A 26,838-nucleotide genomic window follows, 5' to 3' on the forward strand; every position below is an offset into this window, starting at 1 on the left:
CAGTGAATGGTGACTGAATATTGACCAACCATACGAAACTTAAGTAGGGATAGGCCATTCTCTAATTAATCGCAAATCGCATTCAATGTCAACTGATAAGCGAGTAGGCGATGAAAAAATTTGACTCAGTGGGCTATTTTGATAGATAAATGGCTATCAAAACAGCAAATACAATACAGTTACAACCAAAAAACCACAGCCTATGCTGTGGTTTTTGTTATCAATAAAGTTATGTTTATCTTATAAAGCCATTATCAGCTTCAAAGACTTGGCAAAACAAACCTTATCAAAAATAGCTTTTTAGAAGCTATGATCGCCTGACAATGCTAAATCTAATGAGCTCGTTGCAAAGTTATGCTCTGGTTGATTTAGAATGTCGCGGGTGATTTTTCCAGCGGCAATTTCACGTAACGCCAATACTGTAGGCTTGTCATTATCGACATCAACCAACGGCTCGGCAATACCTTTGGCCAATTGACGGGCGCGTTTGCTTGCGGCCAAAATTAGCTCAAAGCGATTATCAACATTATCCAAACAATCTTCAATCGTTACTCGTGCCATAAATAGCTACCTCGGTTGTTTTTATTAGCCACGGACCTTGCCCGCCACTCAATAAAAATAATATCAAATACATAAAAGGGGATAGCTAAATATTATAGCATTTTTTGCCAAGTCGCGTAGTTGCTTTTTATATCTACTTGTTAGATAAGCACCTGACGAGCATTGTAGCCTAGTTTACTCTTCTACTTGCTTATTTAGCAAGTTGCTAATCGTGCGATGATAACGCTGCTGCTGACGGCTAAGGGTTTGTCTATCCGCCACGATAATCGCTTTTAGCTCAGCTAAGGCTACATCAAAATTATCATTGATCACGACATAGTCAGCATTTACGTATTGTGCCATTTCGGTGACCGCGCCAGCTAGACGGCGCTCTATCACTTCTGCAGAATCCTGCGCACGGGTTGAGAGACGTTGGCGTAATGTAGCAATGCTGGGTGGTAGAATAAAAATCATAATGGCATCGGCAAAGATTTCTCTGATTTGCGTCGCCCCTTGCCAGTCAATCTCCAAGATAACGTCAATCCCCGCTGCTAGTTGGGTGCGTACGCTTTTCTCTGACGTGCCATAATAGTTACCAAATACTTCTGCATGCTCTAAAAATAGACCCGCATTGATACCATTGGTAAAACTATCAGTATCTGTGAAATGATAGTGCTGACCATCAATCTCGCCTGGGCGCGGGGTGCGAGTCGTATGTGAGATACTGACCGTTAAGTCGTTGGTCGTAGCAAGTAATTGCTTAACCAGTGAGGTCTTGCCCGTACCTGAGGCGGCAGTAACAATAAATAATGAACCTGTCATACAATTTATCCTAATGGAATATGTGCTAGTAAAATGCGTCTTAGTAACAGATTAAAAGACGATTCAGTCAATGGTAGAGACTGGAAAAAAGAAAAAACGCCATCATGTATGGCGATAGAAATCATCGTAGTTGCGTCATTATAAACTGCTTTTATGTGAGATAAAGTGGGTTTTGCAATATGTAGCTAGCATGTTGATGTTTGCACCTGACATATTGCAATGAGTGCGCTGCTATTTTTGAGGGCAATAAAATCAAATTATGCTAAAGTAGAGCATTGGTTTTGCCCCAACTTTTGAATCAAAGCTTTTATACATAAGCTTTAGATATAAATTATCCGACGATAGGCCTTTTTATGCAAATTTATCTTGCCAATCCCCGTGGGTTTTGTGCTGGTGTGGACCGTGCGATTGCGATTGTTAATGAAGCACTAATACGTTTTGAGCCACCCATCTATGTCCGTCATGAAGTTGTACATAATAAATTTGTGGTGTCGGATTTGGCAAATCGGGGCGCGGTATTCGTCGAAGAGCTTCACGAAGTACCGGATGGGTCTGTGGTGATTTTCTCTGCTCACGGCGTCTCTAAAGCAGTCGAAGATGAAGCTGGTCGCCGTGATATTACCGTATTTGATGCCACTTGCCCTTTGGTCACTAAAGTACACATTGAAGTGGCAAAATTTGCACAAGACGGTATGGATGCCGTGTTGATAGGACATGCCGGACATCCAGAAGTAGAAGGCACGATGGGTCGATTCAATGCAAAAAACGGTGGGCAAATCCATTTAGTGGAAGACGAAGCTGATGTTGCTGCTCTCACTGTGGAAAATGCCGAACGCTTGGCTTTTGTGACTCAAACAACCCTATCGATGGATGATACGGCTCGTGTTATCGATGCACTGCGTGAAAAGTTCCCTAGTATTCAAGGTCCCCGTAAAGACGACATCTGTTATGCCACCCAAAACCGCCAAGATGCGGTAAAAGATTTGGCCAGTCGTTGCGAAGTCGTTTTAGTCGTCGGCTCGCCAAACTCTTCAAACTCTAATCGTCTGCGCGAGCTAGCAGAGCGTATGAATTGCCGTGCATATTTAATTGATAACGCTAGTGAGATGGATAAGCGTTGGTTGGATGGTGTGCAGAGTATCGGCGTGACCGCTGGCGCATCTGCGCCTGAAGTGCTGATCCAAGAAGTGTTACAACAGTTGCAGGACTGGGGGGGCGATCTGCCTAGTGAGCTATCTGGTATTGAAGAAAACGTAACGTTTAGTCTGCCGAAAGCCTTGCGGATTCCTGTCACCCAAGTTGGTAAGTAATCAAGTTGGTAAGTAATTAGGACACGCCCTCGTATTTGTATGAATCATCATTTATATGGATAAGCTCGCATGAAAGAACCAAAAGCCAGATTTGTATTGGCAGAAGCCACGCTCGCTGAAGTGAATAAGCAACTGAGACTCAATATGCTTGTCATGGTGGCAGTGGTCTTTGTACTGTTTATGAATATCATGAAGTTTATGGTAGAAAAAAGCGTTCTTTACGCTGTACTCGCAGTCATAATGATTTGCTTACTGTTCTTCATACAAAAAGCTCGCGGTATTCTCATACTAAGAAAACAAGAGCTTACCCATAAATAGAAAATACAAGCATAAATAAAAAATACAGGTGAAAATGCCAAATATAGGAAATAGAGAATAGTTATGACTGCTTATTACAAATTTATTAAACGCGAACAGCCAGAAGACGGAGTTAGTCTGGCGCATTACCAGCCAACCAAGCATGCACAAGGCGCTTGGAATGAGCACGAACAGCATATGGCCCCAGCGACAGGACTGCTTATGGCTGAATTAAACAATTATGCGCCGCAAGCCAATATGCGTATCGCTCGTATCAGCCTTGACATTTTAGGATTGATACCGCTGGACGATTTTACCGTCACCACTCGCTGTATTCGACCGGGCAAGACCATTGAATTGATTGAAGCGGTTATGAGTAGCCGTGGCCGTGATGCCATTATTGCTCGAGCGTGGCGTCTGATGACGCAAGATACCAGTGAGATTGCCGGACTTGAAGATCAACCAGCAAAATACAAACCTGAAGAGTTGCCCGTTTGGGAAGACATGAAAGGCTGGCCGGGCGGGTTTATTGAAAGTGTGCGTTTGGTGGCCGCTCCAGATCGCCGAGAAGGTCGCGGCATGGTTTGGATAACCAACGATGTCGAGATGGTAGAGGGCGTACCCACTGATGATATGGTGCATCTGCTGGGCATGGTCGATACGGCCAATGGCGTGGTACCAAGATTGGGTCTTGGGTTGTCTAAGTTAGAGTGGATGTTTCCCAATACAGACCTGCAAATCCATATGCACCGTGTCCCTAAAGGTCGCTGGCTCGGTATTGAAGCCGTACAACAATATGGCGATGATGGTATTGGGTTGACCAGTGCAGTATTGCACGATATATACGGGCCGTTCGGTCGTAGCGAACAGATTCTCACCATTCGCCCGATGCCACGTTAAAAGAGAAAGAATCAACTGTCTAGTAATTTTGGAAAACGAAACGATATGTTGTAATCAATTAATTATACAAATATTGGAGAAATGGTTTTAATAGTAGCTAATAAGACGATATTACCAACCAGATGATATCAATCGACATAGAGGTTACTATGAAAGCATATACTCAATTTTCCAAAAAACTGACGACTATTTGGGAGTTATTAATAGAGGTTTATTCAGAATAGTGGTTAGCTTTTGTTCTTGCGCTAAAAAATGACTGATACCAGAACGCCGCCTTGATAAACAAGCGCGGTGTTTTTTATTGAATAGGGCTTTTTTTGAGCTTGAATTTTTTCTCAATGACCCTATTAGTATAGACAGTTTAACGGTATCACATACGGCAGGGTCTCTAACATTATGAGAGCGGTCTTAGTGAGTATATCGTTATCTGATAATAGGTCTTTCATAGAATTTAAAGGAGTTTTTATGAGTGAAGCAACTCAAGCTGAAGGTCTGAATCCAGAATTAAAAAAACATACGTTTGAAGCAGAAGTCGCCCAGCTACTGCACTTGGTGACCCATTCACTATATTCTAACGCTGATATTTTTGTCCGTGAGCTCGTCTCTAACGCGTCGGATGCTTGCGATAAGCTGCGCTTTGAAGCCACCAATGATGATAGCCTTTATGAAGACGATGGCGAATTAAAAATCCGTATCGCCGTCGATGAAGACGCCAAAACTATTACCTTTACTGATAACGGTATTGGGATGAATGAAACCGATGCCATCGAAAACTTAGGTACCATCGCCAAATCAGGCACCAAAGCCTTTTTGGATAAATTGTCTGAATCACAAAAACAAGACGGACAATTAATTGGTCAATTCGGTGTTGGTTTTTACTCAGGTTTTATCGTGGCTGACACCATCAGCGTTGAATCACGTAAAGCGGGTGAGCCTGCTGATAAAGGCGTGCGCTGGGTATCAGATGGCACTGGTAGCTTTACGGTTGAGCCTATTACCAAAGACACGCGCGGTACCGCGATCACTTTGCACCTAAAAGAAGAATATAGCGAGGGCGAAGATAACTACCTAGACCGAAGCAAGATCAAGCGCTTGGTCAATAAATACTCTGACCATATCAGTCTGCCGATTCAAATGCGTAAAGAGATCTGGCAAGAAGATGTCGTCGATGACGAAAATGATGACACGCCTACTGGTGGCGAAATGGTGCTCACTGATGAGTGGGAAACCATCAATAAAGCCAGTGCGCTATGGACACGCTCAAGCTCTGAAATCGACGATGATGAGTATGTCGATTTTTATAAAAACATCACTTATGACATGGACGCGCCGCTTACGTGGACGCACAACCGTGTCGAGGGCCGCGTACAGTATACCCAGCTTTTATATATCCCTAAAAAAGCCCCGATGGATCTATACACTCGCGAGCAGCAGCACGGTCTAAAGCTTTATGTAAAGCGCGTCTTTATTATGGATGATGCTGAGCAGCTATTACCGATGTACTTACGCTTTGTGAAAGGGGTGATCGATTCTGCTGACTTACCACTGAACGTGAGCCGCGAGCTACTACAAGAGTCACGTGATGTAAAATCTATCCGTGATGGTAACGCGCGCCGTATCTTGACTTTGCTGGCAAGCCTTGCCAATAGCGAAGACAGCGATAAGCAAGAAAAATTTGCGCAGTTCTATGCAGAGTTTGGCGATGTCATCAAAGAAGGTCTGGGCGAAGATGCCGGCAATAAAGAACGTATTGCTAAGCTATTACGTTATGCAACCAGCACGCAAGACGGTCTTGAGACCAGTTTTGAAGATTACAAAGCTCGTATGAAAGAAGGGCAAAAAGCGATCTATTATCTAACGGCTGATAACTTAGCCGCGGCAAAAAACAGCCCGCAGCTCGAGCTATTCAAGAAAAAAGGTATCGAAGTTATTTTGATGACCAGCCGTGTCGATGAATGGGCAATGAATTTCTTGACCTCATTCGATGAGACACCGCTACAAAACATCGCAAAAGGCGCGGTAGATTTGGGTGACTTGCAGGATGAAGCCGAAAAAGCCGAAGCCGAAAAAGCTGAAGAAACTCTAAAGCCTGTCGTTGATAAGCTCAAAACTGCACTTGGTGAGCGTGCTAAAGATGTCAAAGTCTCGACGCGTTTGGTTGATAGCCCTGCGTGCTTGGTTGTTGGTGAAGGTGAGTTATCGCCACAAATGATTCAGATGCTGCAGCAAATGGGTCAAGATGTACCAGCGAGTAAGCCAACACTAGAGGTCAATCCAGATCATCCGCTGATTAAAAAGCTTGAGAGCAGTGAGCAATTTGACGACTTGGCGCAAGTGATTTTTGATCAAGCATTGTTAGCAGATGGCGGTCAGTTAGACGATCCAGCCGCTTATCTAAAACGCGTTAATGAGCTATTGATGAGATAATGTCTGGTAATTGATGTAAAAGGAGGTCTTGTCTGCAAGGCCTCCTTTTTTATTGAGGTTTATGGTTATATTTGAATGAATTTTACAAATCATCCTTATCCTCTTGACCGACAATCCGTTACAATCGCGATAGATTAGCGAGCTAAACTATTGGTTAATGCTAGTCATCTTCGATAAACATTCCATCGTGAATTCAATATAAATAGATGTCTACAGCCGTGAAAAAATCGTAAGTCGATTACATCAAGCGGCGACGACATCATGATAGTTATCATTGGGTCATTTTATTTTTCTCGACTGGCTAGAGGTCTAAGTCTTTGTCACTTACGTCGTTAAAAACCGTATCGCTCCAGCGTTTTTCGCTTAATTTCGCTGCCAATATTATCGCAACTTTGTGGATGTTGGTGGGTTCAACTCGGGCGTTTTCTTGGGTAAAGCCCACCTTTATACAGTTTGCTGTATTTGCCTTATTGGCACTTGGTAGTAACGTCCTATTTTCGTGGTTGGCGGCTGAAAGTGGTAGTATATTCAATGAGCAGGGGCTGGTCAGTTATTTGATCTGGCCGATGATTATTTTATTAAGCGGTATTATTTTGGCACGGCGAGCCAGCAATCAGACACTGGTTTTTGTGCCCGTCGTTCTTTGGTTGGTTGCTGATACCTTATCTGCATTATTGCAGAGCTTGGTACAGTTTTTTGGTAGCTATGGCTGGTTACCTGAGTGGAGTTACTCGTTTTTACCCATACTATTTTTGGTATTGTTTTTATGGCAGACGCTTGCTTTGCTATGGATTTTTTCTCGTCGCCTGCGCATACCATGGTGGGAGCGAATTATTATCCTAGTTGGTGCTGTGGCATTGTTGACGATCTGGCAGCGCAATGTCGCTGATCAGCCTATCTTTAAGCAAATTCCAGTAGAGCCTGTGTTGGAAGAGGCGGCACTATATGAGCAGCCCCGTTTATTACAGCAAGCATTAAATAGTATAGACCCAAGTATCGATGGCAAAACCGACTGGTACTTTATGGGTGTGGCAGGGTTCTCTAGTCAAAACGTCTTTCGTTCTGAGATCAATAAAGTACGTGAGCTGTTTGATGTGCGTTTTGGGACCAGCGGGCACTCGTTGTCTTTGATTAACAATACGTATAGTTGGATGGACGAGCCAATTGCGACCAAAACCAGCATCCTACGCGGCTTAAAGAAGATCGGTCAGCAGATGAATGCTGATGAAGATGTGTTGTTTTTGACGTTGTCTTCACATGGTAACGAGGATATCGTTCAGTTAGCGAATCCGCCAATCGCGATGGACAATCTAGATGCTGCATGGCTTCGTGAAGCACTGGACGCCTCGGGTATTCGCTGGCGTGTGATTGTGGTGTCTGCTTGTTATTCGGGATCATTCATCGATGAACTAGCGTCTCCGACCACAGTGGTGATAACGGCATCAGCCGCTGACAAAGCATCTTTTGGTTGTACCAATACGGCTGAGATGACGTATTTTGGTCAAGCATTTTTTGCTGAAAGCTTGAGAGGGAATACCAGTTTTGAGTTGGCTTTTAAGGATGCTCGTATACGTGTCAATGAGCGTGAGAGCGCAATGGGGTTTGAGCCATCAGAGCCGCAGATGGTAATCGGCAGTTTGATGGAAACCGCCTTACCTGCATTTGAGCAAGTGCTGTTTGATAAAGCGCGACCTTCAGTTGCAAGTCTTACGAATAATACTGCTTCTACGACCGTCAATGCTTTACCTGAAACTACTGCTAATCTATCGGTAGGCGAAGTAGATGCAGCTGCCGAATAAATATGAGAAATGATCTAGTAACTGGCAAATGCTAGTATCAAATAACGAGCACTTATTAAACGCCATCGTTGGTTTTTTGAATAAAAAGGATATCACTCATGCAGAATTCTTATAGTCATAGTTTGTCTAACCATAAACAGCTTACCCAAAAAAGTGTAAATCGCTGTTTTAATGGTGAGCAGCATTATTATAGTCACGAATCGACGTCTACCAAAACCTCTATGACGTTTAGTATTTATCTACCTGATGAGGCCTTGGCTGGACGACGTTGTCCTGCGATATTATATCTATCGGGTCTGACGTGTAACGCGGACAATGTGACGCATAAAGGTCATTTTCAACAAAAATGTAGCGAGCTTGGTATGATACTTATCGCACCTGATACTTCGCCTAGAAGTAGTGAAGACAGCGATGTACCAAATGATGAGCGCTATTTTGTTGGTCAAGGTGCAAGTTATTACGTAGATGCCACTCAAGCACCGTGGTCAGACAACTTCAATATGCAAAGTTACATCGTTGATGAGCTATATGACTTATTACGCTCAGAGTTTCCTATCGATAGCATTGGTATTACAGGGCACTCGATGGGTGGCCATGGCGCGTTATTACTAGGATTCAAGTATCCGAGTAAGTTTGTCAGCGTATCGGCATTATCGCCAGTGTGTGCTGCCAGTGAGTCTGCATGGGGGCAAGCCGCCTATACAGAGTACTTCGGTGATGATAAGTCTCTATGGGCACAAGCCGATGCGGCGCAGATGATCGAAAAAGTGGGACAGCAGTATGCCAGTATTTTGGTTGATCAAGGCGCGGCTGATAATTTCTTAGCAGAAGGTCAGCTACAGACTTCTAAACTACAAGACGCTTGTGCGAAAGCCGAACAGCCCTTAACATTACGCTATCAAGCGGGGCATGACCACAGCTATTATTTTATCCAAACGGTGATTAATGATCATATCGAGCATCATTGGCATATGGCTCAGATGAGCTAAGAGGTCATTCAGATGACCGTAATACATTTTTTGCTATTGCATTCATGTTTAAAAGGTAGTTTTTATGGCAGGTTATCAAGACTTGACAGCTTCTAATTCGAAGAATAAGTCAGCAGATACAAGCGCTACAAAAACGACTATGCAAGCGGATATGGATGCTGCTTTGGCAAAAAAGCAACATGATGTCGATAGTGACCACGTATCCGAAGCGAAAGCAAAAGAGTATATCGCAAAAACCGTCAACGATGCAGGTGAGAGAGTACTTGATGAGACGCAAATATCTCGCGTGATAGAGATGGCATGGGAAGACAGAACGCCATTCGGTGCGATAGAGCATAGCTATGGTCTCGATGAGACTGCGGTTATCAAATTTATGCGCCAAACGTTAAAGCCATCATCTTTTCGTTTATAGCGCAAGCGCGTGAGTAATCGTGCTACCAAGCATGAGGCAAAGCGCTCTTTTGAGGTTGGCCGTGCTTATTGCAAAACTCAATACAAGCAGCGCTAAACAACTAAATATTTAGTATCAATATGTCAAAGGCTTGCAGCATATGTGAGCCGATTAGAATTTACTTTTAATCTATCCATATCTTATATAAACATGAATTAGGTAGCCCAATTATGAACAGTCCTGCTAGACCTTATCTTATTGCCCCATCGATACTCTCAGCTGACTTTGCGCGGTTGGGCGAAGAAGTTGAGAAGGTAATAGAGTCGGGTGCTGATGTGATTCATTTTGATGTAATGGACAACCATTACGTACCCAATTTGACGTTTGGTAGCATGATTTGTAAGGCATTGCGTGACTATGGTGTGGAAGCGCCAATTGATGTCCATTTGATGGTATCACCTGTCGATAGTATGATTGAGCAGTTTTTGGAAGCGGGGGCAAGTATCATCACCTTTCATCCAGAAGCCAGTCATCACGTTGATCGCTCTCTTCAGCTTATCAAAGATGGTGGGGCAGAGTGCGGTTTGGTACTCAATCCTGCCACATCATTACACCATCTAGATTGTGTGATGGATAAAGTGGATCAAATTTTATTGATGAGTGTTAACCCTGGTTTTGGCGGTCAGTCGTTTATCGATAACACATTAGATAAAATACGTCAGGTACGTCAGCGTATCATCACCAGTGGTCGAGATATCAGATTAGAAGTAGATGGCGGTGTCAAAGCCAGCAACATTCGTGCGATTGCTGAAGCAGGGGCTGACATGTTTGTCGCTGGGTCTGCGATATTCAACCAAAAAGACTATAAAGCGGCTATTGATGAGATGCGCGCAGAGTTGGCTTTAGCCAATAATAGCTAATCTGCATATTGTGACATGATCGATAAACGGTGTTGGCGACCAAAAAACAGTATTGAAGTAGGCCATATCATTTGCAATTGTGCGCAGTGGCCAGTCATGTAAAGGTGAATCATGGACAACAAACATTCTACCAACTCATTGAAACCTTCTGAGACGATGAAACATACTGATCAGACACCGAAAAGTGAGACACAACGTAGCTTGGTGCCCAAAGGTATTACCATTGGCATGGCTATATTTGCGCTGGTACTGAGCTTGGCAGGTTATGGCTTTCGTTTGATGGTGGGTGATGATGTCGGAACAGTGTTGCGCCATGCTGCGGTCATTGTGCCTGCGTTCATGTTAGGTATTCCGCTGTTTTTTTGGGTAGGTTCTCGTATAGTCAACAAGGTTAAAGGACTGCATATCGAGAGCTGGAATGCCATTAGTTTGGGCTATTTGACTTCTTGTGTATCGATGTTATGGCTGATGGGCACTTATAGTTAAAGGGTTTTGCTATAAATATAGTGCTTTTTTATGCTTGCATTGTGACGTGCTATTTTATACTTTTTAATCATTAAGCCATGTTCTATGTGCATGGCTGGAATTTTATATGCGAATTGTACCGGCCAGTATTGCCAAAATTATCTATCCAAAAGATTTACCAAATGGCTTATTTACCAGCTTAATCATAGCTTGTCTTTTGATGGGGCTCGCTTCACTGCGTAACGGGACGGATTTACAGGGTTGGCTCAATGTGATTGAGAACTGGCTGCTGATGCTATTGATACTTCCGACTGCAACGGCGACTGTTGCTCTGCCTTTTAAATACCGCGATCCCACCCTTGAGCTAAAACTGGTCTATTACCTTGGGATGTTCGTTGCTTTCTTATTTACGTTAGCGAAACTGCGCTATTGGCGCTAATGTGTCCTTATTGCAAGGCATCCAAGTTTTTTATAGTGAAGACTTATGTGATAGCCCTTGAATTCTAGTGTTAAAGCGTCCATTGTATGAGTAAGACAGATTTACCCGCGTTACTGTAAGATGATAGATTTGCCGAATGCGTTTGTTTTCAATAAATAACGGCTTTGCAATCACTAGTTTCTCTACCAGTACTAAACGGGATAATAAGGAACATATTAATGCCATATGATATCGATAATGATATAGAAGTAGACAACGAAAGTAGCGATCAGTTTGCAGGGTTTGCCAAAGAAACCACCTTAGAGTTAGTGGAAGCAGATGATGGTAGATTGTTGTTGCGTGATGCCGAGCAAGATGAAGCGCCGCTGATGACTATCGACTTTTCTGACAAGCTAAAAGAGCTACTTGGTAGTGACACTCAAGTGATTGGTCAACACATGATTCATGCTGCGATTCAGGTCATTATGCAAAAGCAAATGAGTAAGTGGCATGCGCATGTATATGATAAAGAACCAACGCACTACAGTTGATCTAGTTATTAGTGAGCTGAAGATAGCTAAATATACAAACATAAAAAAAGGGTTTATCCATTGATAAACCCTTTTTTTGTTCAAATAATACCATTGATAAAATGAAGATTATTTGATTTTAGCTTCTTTAAAGATCACGTGCTGGCGTACTTTTGGATCAAACTTTTTGATTTCCATTTTGCCAGGCATAGTGCGCTTGTTTTTAGTAGTGGTGTAGTAATACCCAGTACCAGCTGTTGATACTAATTTAATTTTATCTCTCATGATAGCTTTCCTGTAAATGAGGGGTCTTCAAACGATAGGTACGTGTCTCAAAGAGCAAGTTGCCACAGCTAATGTAGCAAAACAGCAGCTAAATAATGAGAGTCATCACTCAGCTGCTATTTTTAACTTAAACTTTTTGACCTTGTGCGCGTAGATCCGCTAACACTTTATCGATACCAAGTTTGTCAATGATGCGCATACCTTTAGTAGACACACGTAGACGTACAAAGCGGTTTTCAGACTCTACCCAAAAACGATGGTTGTGAAGGTTTGGTAGAAAGCGACGACGGGTTTTGTTGTTTGCATGCGAAACATTATTACCCACCATAGGGCGCTTTCCAGTCACTTGGCAAACTCGAGACATGGCGAACTCCTAATCTATGAGGCATGAGTTTTTCTCATACCAGTCTGGGCAAGTTGCACGTTTATGCGGCATGGACACAGCAAGCGGCAGCTTTGCACCAAACAAAACTATATGAAGGTTGAGCTGGTTTTACTGTTATCTAAAGGCAAATAACAGGCTGACCAATTCAGAAAATTTTAAAGCCGACATTTATACCATAAAACAGACGAATACTCAAATATTTTTATGATAGTTGTTGGTTTAAAGGAGAGATATTATACCCTGAAATGAGCGTGCTATGTTGTTGATTGTTTAATAGTAAAGATTAATTTTTAGTTGTAAGTTATAACAAAAGTCAGTAAAGTTGCTGTTATATATTTAATACAATCTGTTAATACATCGGTATCACTGTAAATCTAAGTATCATTACCAATCTTATTTAATTCTGTGTAATGGTTTTCTGCCTTTTTGCTCGAATAAATTACTGCTCATGCGGAGTCAAAACATGTCACATCATTTGCTACCTACTTCTAAATTGTTTCAACTGACAGCGCTAACCTTATCATTGGCCTTAGCGGGTTGTGGTGGTGGGGGCACGGATACGGTTGCACCGGCGCCTGATTTGGGTACGCAACAGCCCGGTACGGGTAATGGGTCTGATAATGGAGGCCAAGAAGTGGGTGAGCTAAATGTCACACCTATCGCGCTGACAGATACTAATGGCAATATTACCCGTACTATAACATCTACAGGAGCCAATGCAAAAGTCGTGGTAACCGATAACGATGGTGCACCAGTTAGCAATGCGTTGGTAACCTTTGAAGGTGAAAATGTAATCTTCGGCACTAGTAATGCGGCCATACTAACTAATGAGGACGGTGAAGCGAACATATCTGTCAAACCGTTAGATAATAGTACGACAGGTAGTTACCAACTCAGAGCAACTGCCAGTTATGAGGATCTAACCGCAACTACCCCAGGTTATAATTTCTCTTTGCAAACCTTAGAGGTTGTATTAACAAATGTTGCTCTATCTTCTAGCAGTCTAGAATCAGGTGGTAGTACAAATATTACGTTGAAGACAAGAGATGTCATTAGTAATACCAATCAAAACAATATTTCAGTTACGTTCGATACGAGCTGTGGCACTTTTGACAATAATAGTATGGTTTCAAGCAACCAAGGTGATGTGTCTGCAACTTATCAAGCAATAGATGATAATGGCAACTTATGTGAAGGTGAGCAAACCATTACAGTTGCACCTGTAAGTAATCCTTCTAACAGCCAAACGGTAACCGTTAATATTGAAGGTGTGGAAGCCAGCTCAATAGTATATACCACTACAGATGATGTACAGCTAGGTGCCAATAATAGCGGTTCGTCACGCTCAGGAAGTATAGAATTTACTGTGTATTCAAATGGTAGACCTGCCGCTAACCAAAGAGTTCAGATAAGTAAGGTGTTCGCTCCTACTGACTTTAGTTTCGTGAGTCTGGGCAATCGAGCCCCTGAGACAGTTACGAGTGATTCTCAAGGTAGGGTCGTAGTCAATTTATATCCTGGAGCCTTACCTGGCCCAGTAGAGATAAAGGCCGCTTTAGTATCGAACAGTAGTGTCTTTGCTTTATCTAAAAATGTTTCTGTAGCGACCGGACGTGCCACACAAAATGGCTTTAGTATTTCACTAAGTAAAAACGTATTAGCTGCTGGCGTTGATGGTGATATTGCTACTGTGACAGCAAGACTAGTGGATAGAGTAGGTAACCCTGTACCTGATGGTACAGTCGTAAGTTTTATTAGCGAAGGTGGTCGAATTATTCCAAGTTGTGCAACTGCTAATGGTCAATGTAGCGTGGAATTTAGTACGCAAAATCCACGTCCTGTAGATGATCGTATCTCTGTTATGGCGTATGTAGAAGGAGACAAAAGCTATATAGATAGAGATGGGGATAACCAGTTTAGTGCTGGAGATATACTAACCCGTAATATCGGTGACTTCTTCCGAGATGATAATGAAAATAACCAGTATGATGATAATCTAGGTGAATTTATCTATCGCCGAAATGCTTCTAATCTACAATGCGGTAGCTCATCATTCAGTTATCCTAATATTGACGGAACATGTGATGACAAATTAGATGCTATCTTACGTTATCAGGTTGTATTAGGTTTGGCATCAAACAGTCCTCTATATCCAAGTTTGGGAAGAACTTTGCCAGCAAACCCATTAACTGATTTGGACTCTCCTGTTGAAGTAGACTTCAAAATGTACGGTAACGGCGCTCAAACGGTTAGCATGCCATCTGGAACGAATATTAGCATCGCAGCTGAAGATAAGACCAGTTACTCTCCTACAGCCGTTTTGGCGGATGGCAGAATTCAAGTATCAAATGCTGAGCCAAATACGGTTGCTATTGTTACAGCAGGTTCATCTTCGTTTAATGTATCTATCGGTACAAACGGTACAGGTTCGGCCTCTAGTGGTAATTTACCAGCAGACTCTTCATTGACAGTAGCAGATACAAGTTCAACATGCGAAGCTGAACTCGTTTCTGGTAGTTTGACTGTACCTGATGTTGTTAACTTAGGAGCTGGTGTACCAGTAGGAAATGGTACTTTTGGCAAGGTAACAGATGGTGCGGTCAGCTACACATTTAGCTACAGTGGTTGCCGCCCTAACGATCAACTTAAACTAACAGTGGTAACGCCATCTCCAGCTGCAAACAGTTCTACAAAACTGATTAGATTTATATAAAGTCAATTAAGCTAAAAGTATAGAACCCCCAACCCTATGTTGGGGGTTTTTACGTTATATTCTCAAATAACTAAATTATCCTAAATAACCAAAAACAACCAACTCGCTCAGCAAAGCATCGCAAAAAAGATTAAAATAACCGGTTTACTCCGCTGCCAGCAATTTTTCAGCGAACAGTCATCACTTCTTATATTGGGCGTATTATGTCAGACAACACCAAAACGGCTTCATCATCACGTACAACAAACATCGCTTCTCAGAGCAAACAGATTCCTAGCTTTACTGATACAGCGACATTGCTCATCAAATGCAAAGATCAGGCGGGTATCGTACAGGCAGTCTCTGAATTTATTCATCGCTATGGCGCGAATATCATCACCTTAGATCAGTATTCAACAGCTCATGAAGGTGGTCAATATTTTATGCGTTTGGAATTTGCGTTGGCAGGCTTGAGCGATATCATTGAGAACTTTGAAGCCAGCTTTGCACATACTGTGGCTAAACGCCATAACATGGACTGGCGTCTGCATAACAATGCTACCAAGACCAAAGTGGGTATTTTGGTGTCAAAGTTTGATCACGCATTATTGGACTTATTATGGCGACACCAGCGTGGCTTGCTGGATTGCGAGATTACTTGCGTGGTGAGTAACCATCCTGATTTACAACAAGCGGTCGAAAACTTTGGCATTACCTTTCACCATGTGCCCGTGACCAAAGAGAATAAGGTAGAAGCGGAGGAGCAAATCCATAAGCTGATGGCAGGTAATGACTTACTAGTGTTGGCGCGTTATATGCAGATATTGTCAGCTGATTTCGTGAAGCGTTGGCCGATGCAAGTGATTAATATCCATCATTCGTTCTTGCCTGCGTTTGTGGGTGCAGATCCTTATCGTCAGGCTTATGATAAAGGCGTCAAGCTGATTGGCGCAACAGCGCACTATGTGACTGCTGAGCTGGATCAAGGGCCTATTATTGAGCAAGACGTACACCGTGTGACCCATCGCCAAGGGGTAACAGAGTTGCGCGCTATTGGCCGTGATATCGAGCGTAATGTATTGGCACGTGCTGTCAATTGGCATGTGCAAAACCGTGTGATTGTAGCAGGCAACAAGACCGTAGTTTTTAACTAAAAAATCAGTAGAAAATTGAGTAAGAAAGGCGGTCAGTAGCAACAGTTACTGATCGCCTTTTTTATAATGTGATATTTTATATCAGCATTTCCAAAACAAACTTACTACCCACAAAGCCAATCGCTAACAGAATAAAGGCATAAATAGTGATATTCGCCGCACGTTTGCCTCGCCATCCTGCGCGCCAATTGCCAAGCAGCAACGTACCAAATAATAACCACGAGAGCAGACTAAATACTGTTTTGTGCACGATATGCTGTGCCATCAAATCTTCGACATAGATAAACCCGATGCCCAGTGCGATACTAAGCAGCACAAAGCCTACCAAGAGCATATCGAATAATAGACTCTCCATACTTTGTAATGAGGGTAATTTATTGACCCAAAATCGGTGAATGGTATGATGCTTGAGCTCGCGAATTTGTAGACGCAAAAATAGCGCTTGTACTGCCGCCATCAACAGCACACAATAGGCCGCTAACGATAATAGGATATGAGCTTCAAGACCGACACTGACGTCAGTAAGCGGTTGATAGGGTGCGCGGCAAATATAGCCGACGGTTATACCTATTAGTGCAGTAGGCGCAGCCAAAATACCAAGGCTCAGAATAGGGCGGTACAGACAAAACAGCAGGTAAAAGAATAAGAAGAATAAACTGGTCAGGCTAATGATATTGAACAAATTGAAATTCAGACCATAAAGCGTCACTACATATGGATAAAGTAAGGTCGCATGTGCGGCCATCCCTACCAATAAAAGCCCCAAACTGACGCCTTTATGAATAGGTTTGTCCTGAATCAGCGCCCAACCAATATGGAGGCTGACTAAGACATAAGCCATGCTAGCAAGTAAGAATGCAAGGTGCACAGATAAAAAGCCTCATCTTATACTGAGCATAAACTGCCGCTCAATGTGTCGCTAAAGTGGTATTATCAGAATGATTAGAATAATCGTCCAATTTATCATAAAATGGGTGCCAGTTGAGCATCATCTTACTCATTGCTTATAAATATGATTGACAAAGCATCAATCCGCAAAATATATCGTAAGTCACTTATAAATATCAGAGCCAAGTTTTGCAAAACCACTATAAGTTTTGAGCCGTGTTGATGCTATAGTATTGATAATATGATTTTTTATCAGAGCATCCTCAGTATTTGATAGTCCATCCTAATAGTATTGATGAACCATTTGAATCGTTTGATTCGCCAACATTTTATTGAAAGTTATTTTAATTGCGTATTATTTAATTGAAAACCATTTTAATTGAGAGTTATTTATGTTTGATACCTTAACAGAACGCTTATCGTCCAGCCTACGTAATATCGTAGGATCTGGACAACTGACTGAAGACAATATCAAAGACACCCTGCGTGAAGTACGTATGGCATTGTTAGAAGCTGACGTAGCACTGCCTGTCACTCGTGATTTCGTCAAACGCGTCAAAGAGCAAGCGCTTGGTGCTGAAGTGCTAAAAGAGCTAGCGCCAGGTCAAGCATTTGTCAAAATCGTACACGACGAGCTGACCGAAATGATGGGCAGTGCCAATCAGCAGTTAGAGATGACAGGCAAACCGCCTGTGGTCTATTTGCTAGCAGGTTTGCAAGGTGCGGGTAAAACGACCACAGCTGGTAAATTGGCCAAATATCTACAAGAGCGTCAAAAGAAAAAAGTCATGCTGGTATCGGCCGACGTCTACCGTCCAGCGGCGATCAAACAGCTTGAGCAAGTCGCCGGTCAGGTAAATGCCAAGTTTGTGAACTCAAGCACGGATGAAAATCCAATCGATATCGCAAAGCGTGCGATTGAAGAGGCCAAAATCCAATATCAAGATATCCTTATTATTGATACGGCAGGTCGTCTACATATCGACGATACCATGATGGATGAGATTAAGGCGCTAACGGCGGCGGTTAACCCATCTGAGACACTATTCGTCGTCGATGCAATGACGGGTCAAGATGCCGCCAATACCGCAAAAGCCTTTAATGATGCGTTGCCATTGACGGGTGTTATCTTAACTAAGACTGACGGCGATGCACGAGGCGGTGCGGCGCTGTCTGTACGCGCTATCACCGGCAAGCCAATTAAGTTCTTGGGCCGCGGTGAGAAACTAGGCGAGTTAGAGCTATTCCACCCTGAGCGTATTGCCCAGCGTATCCTTGGTATGGGCGACGTACTGAGTTTGGTCGAAGAGGTTGAGCAAAAAATCGACCGTGATAAAGCCGAAAAAATGGCGAAAAAGATGCAAAAAGGCGGTGATTTTGACCTTGAGGATCTATTAACCCAGTTCCAGCAGATGAAAAGTATGGGCGGTATGGCGGGCTTCTTAGATAAGATGCCAGGTATGAGCGGCTCAGACATGCAAAAAGCCGTCGAAGAAGCCAAGCCAGAAGAAAAAGTACGTGAGATGGAGGCGTTGATTAATTCAATGACGCCGTTTGAGCGCAAAAACCCTGATAAGATTAATCCAAGTCGTAAGCGCCGTATCGCTGCAGGCTCAGGCCGTGAGATTCAAGATGTTAACCGTTTGCTCAAGCAGCACAAGCAAATGGCAAAAATGATGAAAATGATCTCAAAGCCTGAAGGCATCAGTAAAATGATGAAGTCTATGCAAGGCCTCATGGGTGGTGGTAGCGCAGGCGGTGGCGGCCCATTGTTTGGCGGCGGTCAGCAAGGCACTAAAAACGTGAATCCAGAACAAATGGCCAAGCAAATGGGACTGGATCCGAACAATATGCCGAGCACCGAAGAGATGCAAAAGCAGATGCAAGAAATGCAAAAAATGCAAAACCAAGCACCCAAGAAGTTTAAAACACGCTTCTAAGCCATCGTGATGCATACTGAAAGTATTTTATATATGCCCTAAAGCTACCTAAGCTTTAGGGTTTTTTATGGTTAGCTATGAATAAGTACAGATGAATAAAGTGTGGAAAAGCGTAGAAATTGATAAAATTCATTTAGCCTAAATGCTATGATAGGCGCTGTTTCATTCTGTCTAAATTTTGATAGTACATAAATAATAAATAACTATTAAAAATTATTAAAATCTGACAAACCCATTTAGAACGCCAAAAGTAAAAGCCGAGGTTGTGATGTTTTTAGCAATGGATACCGTGTTCGATCAGTGTTCGATCGCGATTTTAGATTCGAGCGGACAGGTACTGTCGAACCATACCGAAACAGGCAAGCGTCAGCAAACTCAGCAGATCTTACCGATGATTGATGCTGCACTATCTGAGGCGCAGCTACGTCTTGCTGATATACAGGCTTTAATATTTAATCGCGGACCGGGTGCGTTTAGCGGTATTCGTATCAACACGGCAGTGGTGCAAGCGTTGTCTGTCGCGCATGACTTGCCTTGTGTTGGTGTCTCTAGCCTACAAGCGATTGCACAATCTGCGTATCAGCAGTACGGGCTGACACACCTATACAGCGCCCTTGATGCTCGTATGCAGCAAGTCTATTTCGGACAGTATGAGTTGGTAGTTGACGACGAGTTAGGTTATAGCATCATGCAGCCAGTATGGGCTCATGGCAGTGATAGCACTGAGCAGCTATTAGATTATGATAGCCAAACAGCACTGAATCTCCCTATCGCGGGGAATGGATCAGTACTACTAGCATTGCATGATCAGCAAGTGTGCCATGAAGACGTCTGGCCAGACGCTGTTATCATCGGGCAGCTTGGTGTTGCTCAGTTTGCAAACGATGGTGGTACGGAGGCGGCGCAAGCGCTACCAAAATATCTACGTAACCAAGCTTGGAAAACACTTAAAGAGCAAGGCAAAGCGTAGCTTTTGAGTATTTTTTAAGCATTAATCAATATAAAACCAACGTCAACATAGGACAGCCAATCGGCCTGTTTTTAGGAAAGTCATTGTGGATATACTGTTATTCGTTCAAGCTGTCATCATGGGTATCGTGGAAGGTATCACAGAGTTTTTGCCTATCTCCAGCACGGGGTATTTGATTTTATCAGCCGATGTGATGGGATTTTGGACCAAAGAAAAAGTCGATTTGTTTGTGGTCGTGGTACAGCTTGGTGCTATCTTGGCAGTGATATATGACTATTGGGGCAGACTGTGGCAAGCATTGATGGGTCTCATAACAGGTAAAGCAGAAGGCATGACCAATCCTAGGCAACTGGGACTCAGTCTCATTGTCGCGACCATTCCTGTGATGATTGTTGGCTTTACCTTTGCTGATGAAATCAAAACTTATTTGTTTAATCCTATTGTCGTTGCCATTATGCTCATCATCGGTGGTCTGCTCATATTCTATGTGGAAAAGCGCCCTAAAACCATCATTGCAAAAGAAGCAGAAGATGTCAGTATAAAAACGGCCCTAATGATTGGTCTGTTTCAATGTTTGGCTCTGATACCAGGGACGTCACGCTCAGGATCGACGATCATTGGGTCGCTATGGCTTGGAGTCTCGCGTAAAGCCTCCGCTGAGTTTTCTTTCTTTTTGGGTATTCCTGTCATTGTAGGCGCGGCATTATTAGATCTGCTCAAACACGGCGATGTACTGAGCAATCGTGAAGACTGGTTGATATTAGGTGTTGGAACCATCGTGTCGTTTGTCGTGGCGCTACTCTGTATTCGCCTGCTTGTAGCATGGGTGAGTCGCCGTGACTTTACTATTTTTGCTTGGTTACGCATTATCACGGGTGTTATCGTGTTGGTTGCGGCTTGGGGCTTTGGTTACCAAATGGCGGGCTAGATTTGTACGATGGCTTGTAATGCTATAGGTAAAAAGTAAGCAGTTATAAGTAAAAAGGATGATGGTTATGACAGTGCTGCATCACACAGATAATAAGTCAGGTGACCTTGTACAGTGCCAATTGTTCTATGTGAATGACAACCAACAAGCTCAGATTGAGCGCTTACAGGCATTGATAGCTGAGCACAAATTACCAATCGTCCTAAAGACTGAGCTCTCCACGGAGAAATTAACACAAAAACGTCGCCAGCAACTGAGCCAAACATCCTCTCAACTTATTTTGCTGCTTGATGAAAAAGATAAGCTATCGTGGCTTAGTGATGGACTGAGCGTGTCACCAGAGTGGGATAAATTGCAACGCCGCGTGGTGACTGCTGGTCGTAAGTCGGAGCTATTACTGCAAGCAGCAAAGATTACCGCAGATAGCCATGTTATCGATGCCACGGCCGGCTTTGGCCATGATAGTTTGATATTGGCCAGTACTGGCGCACAAGTCATTATGCTTGAGCAGCAGCCGCTAATGGCGTTGCTGTTACTTGCAGAGCAGCAGCGTATGAGCGCGCAGCCTAATTGGCAAAAGCTCATGAGTCGCCTACATATTATCAATACTGATGCACTGAGTTATTTTGCGAGCCTAAAAGCTGACGATATATCGAATGATGGCAATGCAGTCGATGTGGTGTATTTAGATCCCATGTTTCCAGAGGATAGCTACCAAGACAGTAAGACAGGTAAAGGTGCCAAAGTCGGCAAGCACATGCAAGCGCTGCATCAATTGGCGCGTCCACCAACGCTAGAGGAAGAGCGCCAACTGCTAAATAGTGCTAAGGCAATTGTGAGTCGAAGCGCGCAAGGACAAGGTCGCGTGATCGTCAAGCGGCCGCAATTTGCGCCATTACTTGCCGATGAGCCGGTTAGTGAAAGCTGGCATAATGAAGCCGTGCGTTTTGATGGGTATTTTGCCTGACATCGGTTTTTCGAGGATTATTTCATAGCCACTGTTTGTGATAAATAAGTGTATCAGCATAAACATACGTCATTCATTAGCTTGAGTATTTAGAATACATGTATTCAGGAGCAGGAAATGTCAACGCTAATCATTTGGGTCATGGGTGCAGGCTTATTGTTGGTCAATATCATGCTGCGCACTCGGATTCTTCGGCTTGAAGCATGTTTAAAGGAATTGAGCAGTCCACAAGAGCAATTGGCATTTTTGCGAACAAGCAGCACATAAAGATAAAATCCCTGCGATTAAAGCGTTACGTAAACAGTATCCTGAATTGTCTCTAATTGAGGCGAATAACTTATGGAAACAAATCTAACGATTAGGGCGTGTCCCTAATTCAAACGTTTATCACCATTTTTAAAATAGCGACACGCCCTAGCAAAAAAGCATATAACACTCTTTATTGACGATAATAAGAAGCCATGACATTCAAAGACAAACTACAAGCCTATATCCAGCTCACGCGTTTTGATAAACCAGTGGGTATTGAGCTGCTACTATGGCCGACATTATGGGGCGTACTGTTAGCTGCCATGGGCCAAGCTCAGCAGCAAGGAGTTGCAGCAGGTCTGCCAACGCTCAAGATATTTGTAATATTTGCCCTCGGTGCGATATTTATGCGCGCCGCTGGTTGTGCGATTAATGATTTTGCGGATCGTAAAGTAGATGGTCATGTGACTCGCACCAAAGGACGTCCATTAGCAGATGGCCGCTTGTCTGCCAAAGAAGCCATCGCAGCTTTTGTGGTACTGGTATTACTCAGTGCCAGTTTGCTGTTTTTCTTACCCGTTGCCGTTTTTTATTGGTCGCTGGGTGCTGTTGTATTGGCGTTTATTTACCCCTTTATGAAACGCTATACCCATCTGCCACAAGTATTTTTGGCGGCGGCGTTTGGCTGGGCCATACCGATGTCTTATGTGGCGGTGCAGGGCGCTCCCGATATTTGGTGCTGGCTATTATTCTTTGCTTATATGTGCTGGACGGTGGCCTATGACACGCAGTACGCAATGGCTGACCGCGAGGATGATCTCAAGATTGGGGTCAAATCAACGGCGATATTATTTGGCCGCTATGATGTGATTATTATCTCAATCCTGCAAATGCTATTTTTGCTGATGATGGGCGCGGCTATGTGGCATTACTTTGCTCCAACGACGCTAGGCGTGACACCCGTATTCGGATTGGCATTGGTGGCGATGATGTTTGCCAAACAAAACAGCGCTTGTGCCAGTCGCAATGCGCAGGCTTGCTTTCAGGCATTCTTAGCCAATATCTGGGTAGGACGCTATGTTTTTGCCCTCGTTGCAATTGCTTGTATATGGACGACTCTAAATGGATAAATTTAAGAAGTTGCCGAGATTTAAAGCAAAGAAATCCTCTAATACAAATGGCTCAGTCGTCGATTATCAGGCAAAACTTGCTGAGCAGGGACTGACACGCGAGCAAGTCATTGCCACCGAGCGTAAACTGGCAAAGTTTGCTAATACAATGGATTCTCTTGTCCGCGTGCCTTTTACCAAGCAAGGCATAGGTGCGGATGCGGCGCTCTCTACCATTCCTCTCGCAGGGGATGTCGCAGGACTGATACTGACCAGCTATGCTTTTATACTGGGTCGTCAGCTGGGTGTTCCTGCCGATAAAATGACACCTGCGGTCAGACTGGCGCTGATTGATATGGTGGTCGGTATTGTGCCCGGCATTGGGACATTGCTAGATATTTTTATTCGCCCTAGCCGCAAGACATTGGGTATCGTACACGAGCATTTGCATCAGGAGTATGGCATCACTGAAACCATGCATATGGATCGGCCTTTTTTACATCAGTCATTAGAAGACAAGCAGCAAGGCCGCTTTGGTGCATTTTGGCGCAATCCTATAGTAGCGTGGCTGTACTTGCATATCCCTGACATATTGGGACTCATCGTGATTGTATTTGTTGGTTGGGGGATATGGACGGCGATAAGCTGGTTGGTCGGACTTTTTGGTCAATCGACTGGGTTTGGATAAATAAAGTTATATATTAGAAATTTGAGTGAATGCAAGTAAGCGGAGAGCATTCAGTATTAGTGAAAAAAGGCGGCAACGATAGTAACGTTTGCCGCTTTTTAATTATTTAAAATAAGACTTTCAAAAAGGATGCAATTAGCACTTATTCAGTGACGACTTCTGCTTCAGCACTGACTGCATCAAAGCTAGTGACGGTATTGTTTTGGATAAGATCAATGGTGCCGCCACCTGCATGACTCACCAGTTGGACGTTACCGTCAGCTGAGCGATAAGTGGGGTTGTTACCTTGTCCTTCTGGTGCGCTGAGCGTCATTTTTGGCTGGTTGGGTCGAGTGACGATGGCATTGAGCAACCCTGCAGCTGACGTTTCAAAAACGACCGATAAGGTGTCGCCTGCTTCACTTTTGTAACGGACATCAGTGATTTGTGCGCCTTTAATGGCCTGTTCTGGATTGGGCGATGTAGCAGTATTACTTGGTGCAGCGACAGTGCCTCCAAGGTCTTGTTCCAGTTCAGTCAAGCTCACATCGCGCTCTGAATCAGTAGCAGTCTGCGCTAAGTTCGGTACCTCCTCTATACTGTCATCCGCCGCTTCATTGACATTGATATTTGTCGTTACTGGCGTTGTCTGTGTTGACGTTTCAGATGGTGTTTCGGCAGATTCTTCGGGTTCTGGCGTTTCTTGACAGGCAGTCAGCAAAAACACACTCAAAAAAATAGCAGGTGCACTGAGGCAGTAAGTGTTAGCGTTCAAAAAGCTGAGCCGTTTTGGTAAAAAGGTTTTCATAGTCAGGTTTATCCGTTAATAGCGCGCTATATCAATGTGGCAATTTGCAAGGGTCAACCTGCCATCTCATCACTATATAGTATTACGTATTGATTGTAATGACCAGCTTACGCTGTCCGCCATAACCCTTCAAGTCTCTGTGCTCACATAAGTAAACTCCTTGCCACATCCCTAAACCCAAGACACCATCTATCAGAGGAATGGTTAAACTGACACCTATCATTATGCTTTTGAGATGCGCTGGTAGATCATCGGAGCCTTCTAAGGTATGACGGTACTCTTGCTGATCGGCTGGGGCGATTTTATTGAGCCAATCCTCTGTGTCCAATCTTACATCTGGGTCAGCATTTTCATTAATGGCGAGACTGGCTGACGTGTGTTGCAAAAACAAATGAACCAGCCCCGCTTTGGCACTGGACGGTATGAGCTGAGCAATGGCTTCCTCGATGATAGGCGTGATGACATGAATACCACGGGCATAAGTAGGTAGGGTAATGGTGGTTTGATGATAGCTCATGATGCTTATCTCATTGTCGGAATGAACATTAAATAAAGATATCACAAGATAATATGAATCGTCGAAATCGTTGTTTTGATGTACATGAATATCATCCTAAATGATATTAAGTGAGCGGTGTTTGCAAACGGGTACGATTGGGCGATAGACGTGCGAGCATTGCATTAGATAGTGGCGCAAATGACCCTAGCATCATACCCGCTAACGCTTCAGCGCAGATGGGTGCCAACGCATAACCTTTTGCACCCATTGCACTTATCGTCCAAATTCGCTGACTGTTGGTTAGTTGCCCAACGATTGGATGATAATCCGGTGTCTGAGTGCGAATGCCAGCGCGCCCTTGCCACAGGCTAGTATCGGCTGGCACGATAGATTCCATCTCAGGAATGGCAGCAACGAGCTTGTCCCGGCTAATCTGATGTTCTTCATCTCTTAAGTCCGTATCTGTATCGTTGCGGATAAAACTTGCGCCTAATAATAGATATGGCTTGCCAGCGGTGACAGTATTTAGCTCATCATCCCCTGCTTTTGCGTTAAAGGGCGCACAGTAACCACTATATTTAAGCGGGATTTTTGGCAAATTTATCAGTTGCTCTAGGCTAGGACGAAACCAAGACAGTTGACCACGAATTTTACGGCAATCAAAAATGCGCTTATCTAATTGATGACTCTCAAAGGCGGCGCAAATAACGACATGATCAGCAAGAATAGAGACAGTCTCCTGATTTTGATCACTGCCTTCAATACACACTTGCTGTTCAGTTTCGTTAATCTCACTCACTTCTAATTGCTGAAAGCGAATGAGCGGATGTGTCAATATAATAGTTTTCAATGCTTGCGGATTGACCAAACCAGACTGTGGTAAGTATAAGTTCTCTGATAAGTCTTGCTCTTTTATTCCACTAATATTCTGTGCTTGCTCATGGGGTAGGGTGGTTGCCATCTCATCAGGATAATCTTCGATTTGCTCGGTGCCAATATTGGCTTTCACCAGTAAATCAAGCGCTCCAGTCGGCTCCAGTACTGGCGCTGTATTGAGCTGTGTGGCTTTCTGATTAAGGTCTCGATATAGCCTGCTGCTATAAAGATAACCGATGGTATGCAAATGTTCATCAACGTGGTGAATTGGCGTCATTTTTAGGGCAAGCAATGCTCGAGGGTTGCCTGAAGCGCCAGCCAGAGGCGCCGTTTTGTCTAATAAAGTGACCGCAATGCCGCGATTGGCAAGCGACCAAGCCGTTAGCAACCCTGAAACGCCTGCACCAATGATGGCAGTGTGATTAAAGGTGCTATCTGTTGTTATCTGCTCCGCATCGTGGCTTTCGTTATCACAACTTTTATTATCACTAGTAACGTCAATATGGTTTGTATCGGTCATGATGGCGGTGAGCATTTCTCGCTTTCGACCAAAACCTTTTACCTTTTTGATGGCAAAGCCATGTTCCTTGAGCCCGCGCTTGACGATGCCTGC

Annotated in this window: 26 protein-coding genes and 1 pseudogene; 19 read left to right on the forward strand and 8 right to left on the reverse strand. The window is 43.6% G+C overall.

Annotated elements, in window-relative coordinates:
• Positions 1-300: 300 nt before the first annotated feature.
• Together rpoZ and gmk are read right to left on the reverse strand one after the other, a co-directional pair.
• A complete protein-coding gene (gene rpoZ / locus B3V51_RS06080) occupies positions 301-561 on the reverse strand; it encodes a DNA-directed RNA polymerase subunit omega (RefSeq protein WP_071003070.1) in 261 nt (86 codons plus the stop codon).
• Between the two features lie 174 nt (positions 562-735).
• The gene (gene gmk, locus B3V51_RS06085) at positions 736-1,362 is read right to left on the reverse strand and encodes a guanylate kinase (RefSeq protein ID WP_212564223.1); all 627 of its coding nucleotides are present in this window, start codon (positions 1,360-1,362) and stop codon (positions 736-738) included.
• Positions 1,363-1,715: 353 nt separating this feature from the next.
• Between gmk and ispH the strand changes: the two genes are divergently transcribed.
• The 11 genes and pseudogenes from ispH to B3V51_RS06140 all read left to right on the forward strand — a co-directional run bounded on the left by ispH (position 1,716) and on the right by B3V51_RS06140 (position 11,829).
• Entirely contained in the window at positions 1,716-2,672 is a 957-nt protein-coding gene (ispH, locus tag B3V51_RS06090; protein ID WP_058024602.1) for a 4-hydroxy-3-methylbut-2-enyl diphosphate reductase, read from the forward strand.
• Positions 2,673-2,741: 69 nt separating this feature from the next.
• Positions 2,742-2,990 (forward strand): hypothetical protein, encoded by a 249-nt coding sequence (locus B3V51_RS06095; RefSeq protein ID WP_212564224.1) that lies wholly within the window; start codon positions 2,742-2,744, stop codon positions 2,988-2,990.
• 63 nt (positions 2,991-3,053) lie between these two features.
• Positions 3,054-3,869, forward strand: coding sequence for a thioesterase family protein (locus B3V51_RS06100; RefSeq protein WP_212564225.1), 816 nt, complete (start codon positions 3,054-3,056; stop codon positions 3,867-3,869).
• 465 nt (positions 3,870-4,334) lie between these two features.
• On the forward strand, positions 4,335-6,296 hold the full coding sequence (gene htpG, locus B3V51_RS06105; protein WP_212564226.1) for a molecular chaperone HtpG: 1,962 nt from the start codon (positions 4,335-4,337) through the stop codon (positions 6,294-6,296).
• 317 nt (positions 6,297-6,613) lie between these two features.
• Complete coding sequence (locus B3V51_RS06110; RefSeq protein WP_212564227.1) at positions 6,614-8,095, forward strand: C13 family peptidase; 1,482 nt, start codon at positions 6,614-6,616, stop codon at positions 8,093-8,095.
• 98 nt (positions 8,096-8,193) lie between these two features.
• Positions 8,194-9,084, forward strand: coding sequence for an S-formylglutathione hydrolase (gene fghA / locus B3V51_RS06115; RefSeq protein ID WP_212564228.1), 891 nt, complete (start codon positions 8,194-8,196; stop codon positions 9,082-9,084).
• A 226-nt stretch (positions 9,085-9,310) separates the two neighbouring features.
• Positions 9,311-9,592 (forward strand): annotated as a pseudogene (locus B3V51_RS06120) (TIGR03643 family protein).
• Positions 9,593-9,705: 113 nt separating this feature from the next.
• The gene (rpe, locus tag B3V51_RS06125; RefSeq protein WP_071003083.1) at positions 9,706-10,395 is read left to right on the forward strand and encodes a ribulose-phosphate 3-epimerase; all 690 of its coding nucleotides are present in this window, start codon (positions 9,706-9,708) and stop codon (positions 10,393-10,395) included.
• A 156-nt stretch (positions 10,396-10,551) separates the two neighbouring features.
• Positions 10,552-10,881 carry a hypothetical protein gene (locus tag B3V51_RS06130; protein ID WP_071003769.1) on the forward strand — a complete coding sequence of 110 codons (330 nt, stop codon included), beginning with the start codon at positions 10,552-10,554 and terminating at the stop codon, positions 10,879-10,881.
• A gap of 106 nt (positions 10,882-10,987) precedes the next feature.
• Positions 10,988-11,299: a hypothetical protein gene (locus B3V51_RS06135; RefSeq protein WP_058024609.1), complete on the forward strand. Its 312-nt coding sequence runs from the start codon at positions 10,988-10,990 to the stop codon at positions 11,297-11,299.
• Positions 11,300-11,517: 218 nt separating this feature from the next.
• Positions 11,518-11,829: a hypothetical protein gene (locus tag B3V51_RS06140; protein WP_071003085.1), complete on the forward strand. Its 312-nt coding sequence runs from the start codon at positions 11,518-11,520 to the stop codon at positions 11,827-11,829.
• A gap of 108 nt (positions 11,830-11,937) precedes the next feature.
• On the opposite strand, the gene rpmG is transcribed toward B3V51_RS06140, so the two are convergent.
• Positions 11,938-12,093 carry a 50S ribosomal protein L33 gene (rpmG, locus tag B3V51_RS06145; RefSeq protein ID WP_010201403.1) on the reverse strand — a complete coding sequence of 52 codons (156 nt, stop codon included), beginning with the start codon at positions 12,091-12,093 and terminating at the stop codon, positions 11,938-11,940.
• A 127-nt stretch (positions 12,094-12,220) separates the two neighbouring features.
• Positions 12,221-12,457: a 50S ribosomal protein L28 gene (rpmB, locus tag B3V51_RS06150; RefSeq protein WP_057761372.1), complete on the reverse strand. Its 237-nt coding sequence runs from the start codon at positions 12,455-12,457 to the stop codon at positions 12,221-12,223.
• A gap of 484 nt (positions 12,458-12,941) precedes the next feature.
• Here rpmB and B3V51_RS06155 point away from each other — a divergent pair, with 484 nt between their 5' ends.
• Both B3V51_RS06155 and purU read left to right on the forward strand, forming a co-directional pair.
• On the forward strand, positions 12,942-15,191 hold the full coding sequence (locus tag B3V51_RS06155; protein WP_212564231.1) for a hypothetical protein: 2,250 nt from the start codon (positions 12,942-12,944) through the stop codon (positions 15,189-15,191).
• A 203-nt stretch (positions 15,192-15,394) separates the two neighbouring features.
• Positions 15,395-16,324, forward strand: a complete 930-nt coding sequence (gene purU, locus B3V51_RS06160; RefSeq protein ID WP_083328935.1) for a formyltetrahydrofolate deformylase — start codon at positions 15,395-15,397, stop codon at positions 16,322-16,324.
• A gap of 76 nt (positions 16,325-16,400) precedes the next feature.
• On the opposite strand, the gene B3V51_RS06165 is transcribed toward purU, so the two are convergent.
• Positions 16,401-17,192: a cytochrome C assembly family protein gene (locus B3V51_RS06165; protein ID WP_197496673.1), complete on the reverse strand. Its 792-nt coding sequence runs from the start codon at positions 17,190-17,192 to the stop codon at positions 16,401-16,403.
• Positions 17,193-17,604: 412 nt separating this feature from the next.
• Between B3V51_RS06165 and ffh the strand changes: the two genes are divergently transcribed.
• From ffh to B3V51_RS06195, 6 genes are all read left to right on the forward strand, one after another.
• On the forward strand, positions 17,605-19,152 hold the full coding sequence (ffh, locus tag B3V51_RS06170; protein WP_212564232.1) for a signal recognition particle protein: 1,548 nt from the start codon (positions 17,605-17,607) through the stop codon (positions 19,150-19,152).
• A gap of 268 nt (positions 19,153-19,420) precedes the next feature.
• The gene (gene tsaB / locus B3V51_RS06175) at positions 19,421-20,122 is read left to right on the forward strand and encodes a tRNA (adenosine(37)-N6)-threonylcarbamoyltransferase complex dimerization subunit type 1 TsaB (RefSeq protein WP_212564492.1); all 702 of its coding nucleotides are present in this window, start codon (positions 19,421-19,423) and stop codon (positions 20,120-20,122) included.
• A gap of 85 nt (positions 20,123-20,207) precedes the next feature.
• Positions 20,208-21,050 (forward strand): undecaprenyl-diphosphate phosphatase, encoded by an 843-nt coding sequence (locus B3V51_RS06180; protein ID WP_212564233.1) that lies wholly within the window; start codon positions 20,208-20,210, stop codon positions 21,048-21,050.
• 67 nt (positions 21,051-21,117) lie between these two features.
• Positions 21,118-22,017, forward strand: a complete 900-nt coding sequence (locus B3V51_RS06185) for a class I SAM-dependent methyltransferase (RefSeq protein ID WP_212564234.1) — start codon at positions 21,118-21,120, stop codon at positions 22,015-22,017.
• Positions 22,018-22,478: 461 nt separating this feature from the next.
• Complete coding sequence (gene ubiA / locus B3V51_RS06190) at positions 22,479-23,396, forward strand: 4-hydroxybenzoate octaprenyltransferase (protein ID WP_286708112.1); 918 nt, start codon at positions 22,479-22,481, stop codon at positions 23,394-23,396.
• Positions 23,389-24,063 (forward strand): DUF4112 domain-containing protein, encoded by a 675-nt coding sequence (locus tag B3V51_RS06195; RefSeq protein ID WP_286708113.1) that lies wholly within the window; start codon positions 23,389-23,391, stop codon positions 24,061-24,063. Before ubiA ends, B3V51_RS06195 begins: the two co-directional genes overlap by 8 nt.
• Before the next feature lie 142 nt (positions 24,064-24,205).
• On the opposite strand, the gene B3V51_RS06200 is transcribed toward B3V51_RS06195, so the two are convergent.
• From B3V51_RS06200 to mnmC, 3 genes are all read right to left on the reverse strand, one after another.
• Entirely contained in the window at positions 24,206-24,850 is a 645-nt protein-coding gene (locus B3V51_RS06200) for a hypothetical protein (RefSeq protein WP_186473764.1), read from the reverse strand.
• 82 nt (positions 24,851-24,932) lie between these two features.
• A complete protein-coding gene (locus B3V51_RS06205) occupies positions 24,933-25,367 on the reverse strand; it encodes a secondary thiamine-phosphate synthase enzyme YjbQ (RefSeq protein ID WP_186473765.1) in 435 nt (144 codons plus the stop codon).
• A gap of 106 nt (positions 25,368-25,473) precedes the next feature.
• The coding region (gene mnmC / locus B3V51_RS06210; RefSeq protein WP_286708114.1) for an FAD-dependent 5-carboxymethylaminomethyl-2-thiouridine(34) oxidoreductase MnmC at positions 25,474-26,838 on the reverse strand (1,365 nt) is incomplete at its 5' end.

Source organism: Psychrobacter sp. UBA2514 (assembly GCF_002341255.1).
GTDB classification, from domain to species: Bacteria; Pseudomonadota; Gammaproteobacteria; order Pseudomonadales; family Moraxellaceae; genus Psychrobacter; species Psychrobacter pacificensis.

What these genes read in the sequence shown, in the direction of transcription:
- rpoZ (WP_071003070.1), bottom strand. Translation starts at nt 561, where the DNA reads ATGGCACGAGTAACGATTGAAGATTGTTTGGATAATGTTGATAATCGC.
- gmk (WP_212564223.1), bottom strand. Translation starts at nt 1,362, where the DNA reads ATGACAGGTTCATTATTTATTGTTACTGCCGCCTCAGGTACGGGCAAG.
- ispH (WP_058024602.1), top strand. Translation starts at nt 1,716, where the DNA reads ATGCAAATTTATCTTGCCAATCCCCGTGGGTTTTGTGCTGGTGTGGAC.
- B3V51_RS06095 (WP_212564224.1), top strand. Translation starts at nt 2,742, where the DNA reads ATGAAAGAACCAAAAGCCAGATTTGTATTGGCAGAAGCCACGCTCGCT.
- B3V51_RS06100 (WP_212564225.1), top strand. Translation starts at nt 3,054, where the DNA reads ATGACTGCTTATTACAAATTTATTAAACGCGAACAGCCAGAAGACGGA.
- htpG (WP_212564226.1), top strand. Translation starts at nt 4,335, where the DNA reads ATGAGTGAAGCAACTCAAGCTGAAGGTCTGAATCCAGAATTAAAAAAA.
- fghA (WP_212564228.1), top strand. Translation starts at nt 8,194, where the DNA reads ATGCAGAATTCTTATAGTCATAGTTTGTCTAACCATAAACAGCTTACC.
- rpe (WP_071003083.1), top strand. Translation starts at nt 9,706, where the DNA reads ATGAACAGTCCTGCTAGACCTTATCTTATTGCCCCATCGATACTCTCA.
- B3V51_RS06130 (WP_071003769.1), top strand. Translation starts at nt 10,552, where the DNA reads ATGAAACATACTGATCAGACACCGAAAAGTGAGACACAACGTAGCTTG.
- B3V51_RS06135 (WP_058024609.1), top strand. Translation starts at nt 10,988, where the DNA reads ATGCGAATTGTACCGGCCAGTATTGCCAAAATTATCTATCCAAAAGAT.
- B3V51_RS06140 (WP_071003085.1), top strand. Translation starts at nt 11,518, where the DNA reads ATGCCATATGATATCGATAATGATATAGAAGTAGACAACGAAAGTAGC.
- rpmG (WP_010201403.1), bottom strand. Translation starts at nt 12,093, where the DNA reads ATGAGAGATAAAATTAAATTAGTATCAACAGCTGGTACTGGGTATTAC.
- rpmB (WP_057761372.1), bottom strand. Translation starts at nt 12,457, where the DNA reads ATGTCTCGAGTTTGCCAAGTGACTGGAAAGCGCCCTATGGTGGGTAAT.
- B3V51_RS06155 (WP_212564231.1), top strand. Translation starts at nt 12,942, where the DNA reads ATGTCACATCATTTGCTACCTACTTCTAAATTGTTTCAACTGACAGCG.
- purU (WP_083328935.1), top strand. Translation starts at nt 15,395, where the DNA reads ATGTCAGACAACACCAAAACGGCTTCATCATCACGTACAACAAACATC.
- ffh (WP_212564232.1), top strand. Translation starts at nt 17,605, where the DNA reads ATGTTTGATACCTTAACAGAACGCTTATCGTCCAGCCTACGTAATATC.
- tsaB (WP_212564492.1), top strand. Translation starts at nt 19,421, where the DNA reads ATGTTTTTAGCAATGGATACCGTGTTCGATCAGTGTTCGATCGCGATT.
- B3V51_RS06185 (WP_212564234.1), top strand. Translation starts at nt 21,118, where the DNA reads ATGACAGTGCTGCATCACACAGATAATAAGTCAGGTGACCTTGTACAG.
- ubiA (WP_286708112.1), top strand. Translation starts at nt 22,479, where the DNA reads ATGACATTCAAAGACAAACTACAAGCCTATATCCAGCTCACGCGTTTT.
- B3V51_RS06195 (WP_286708113.1), top strand. Translation starts at nt 23,389, where the DNA reads ATGGATAAATTTAAGAAGTTGCCGAGATTTAAAGCAAAGAAATCCTCT.
- B3V51_RS06200 (WP_186473764.1), bottom strand. Translation starts at nt 24,850, where the DNA reads ATGAAAACCTTTTTACCAAAACGGCTCAGCTTTTTGAACGCTAACACT.
- B3V51_RS06205 (WP_186473765.1), bottom strand. Translation starts at nt 25,367, where the DNA reads ATGAGCTATCATCAAACCACCATTACCCTACCTACTTATGCCCGTGGT.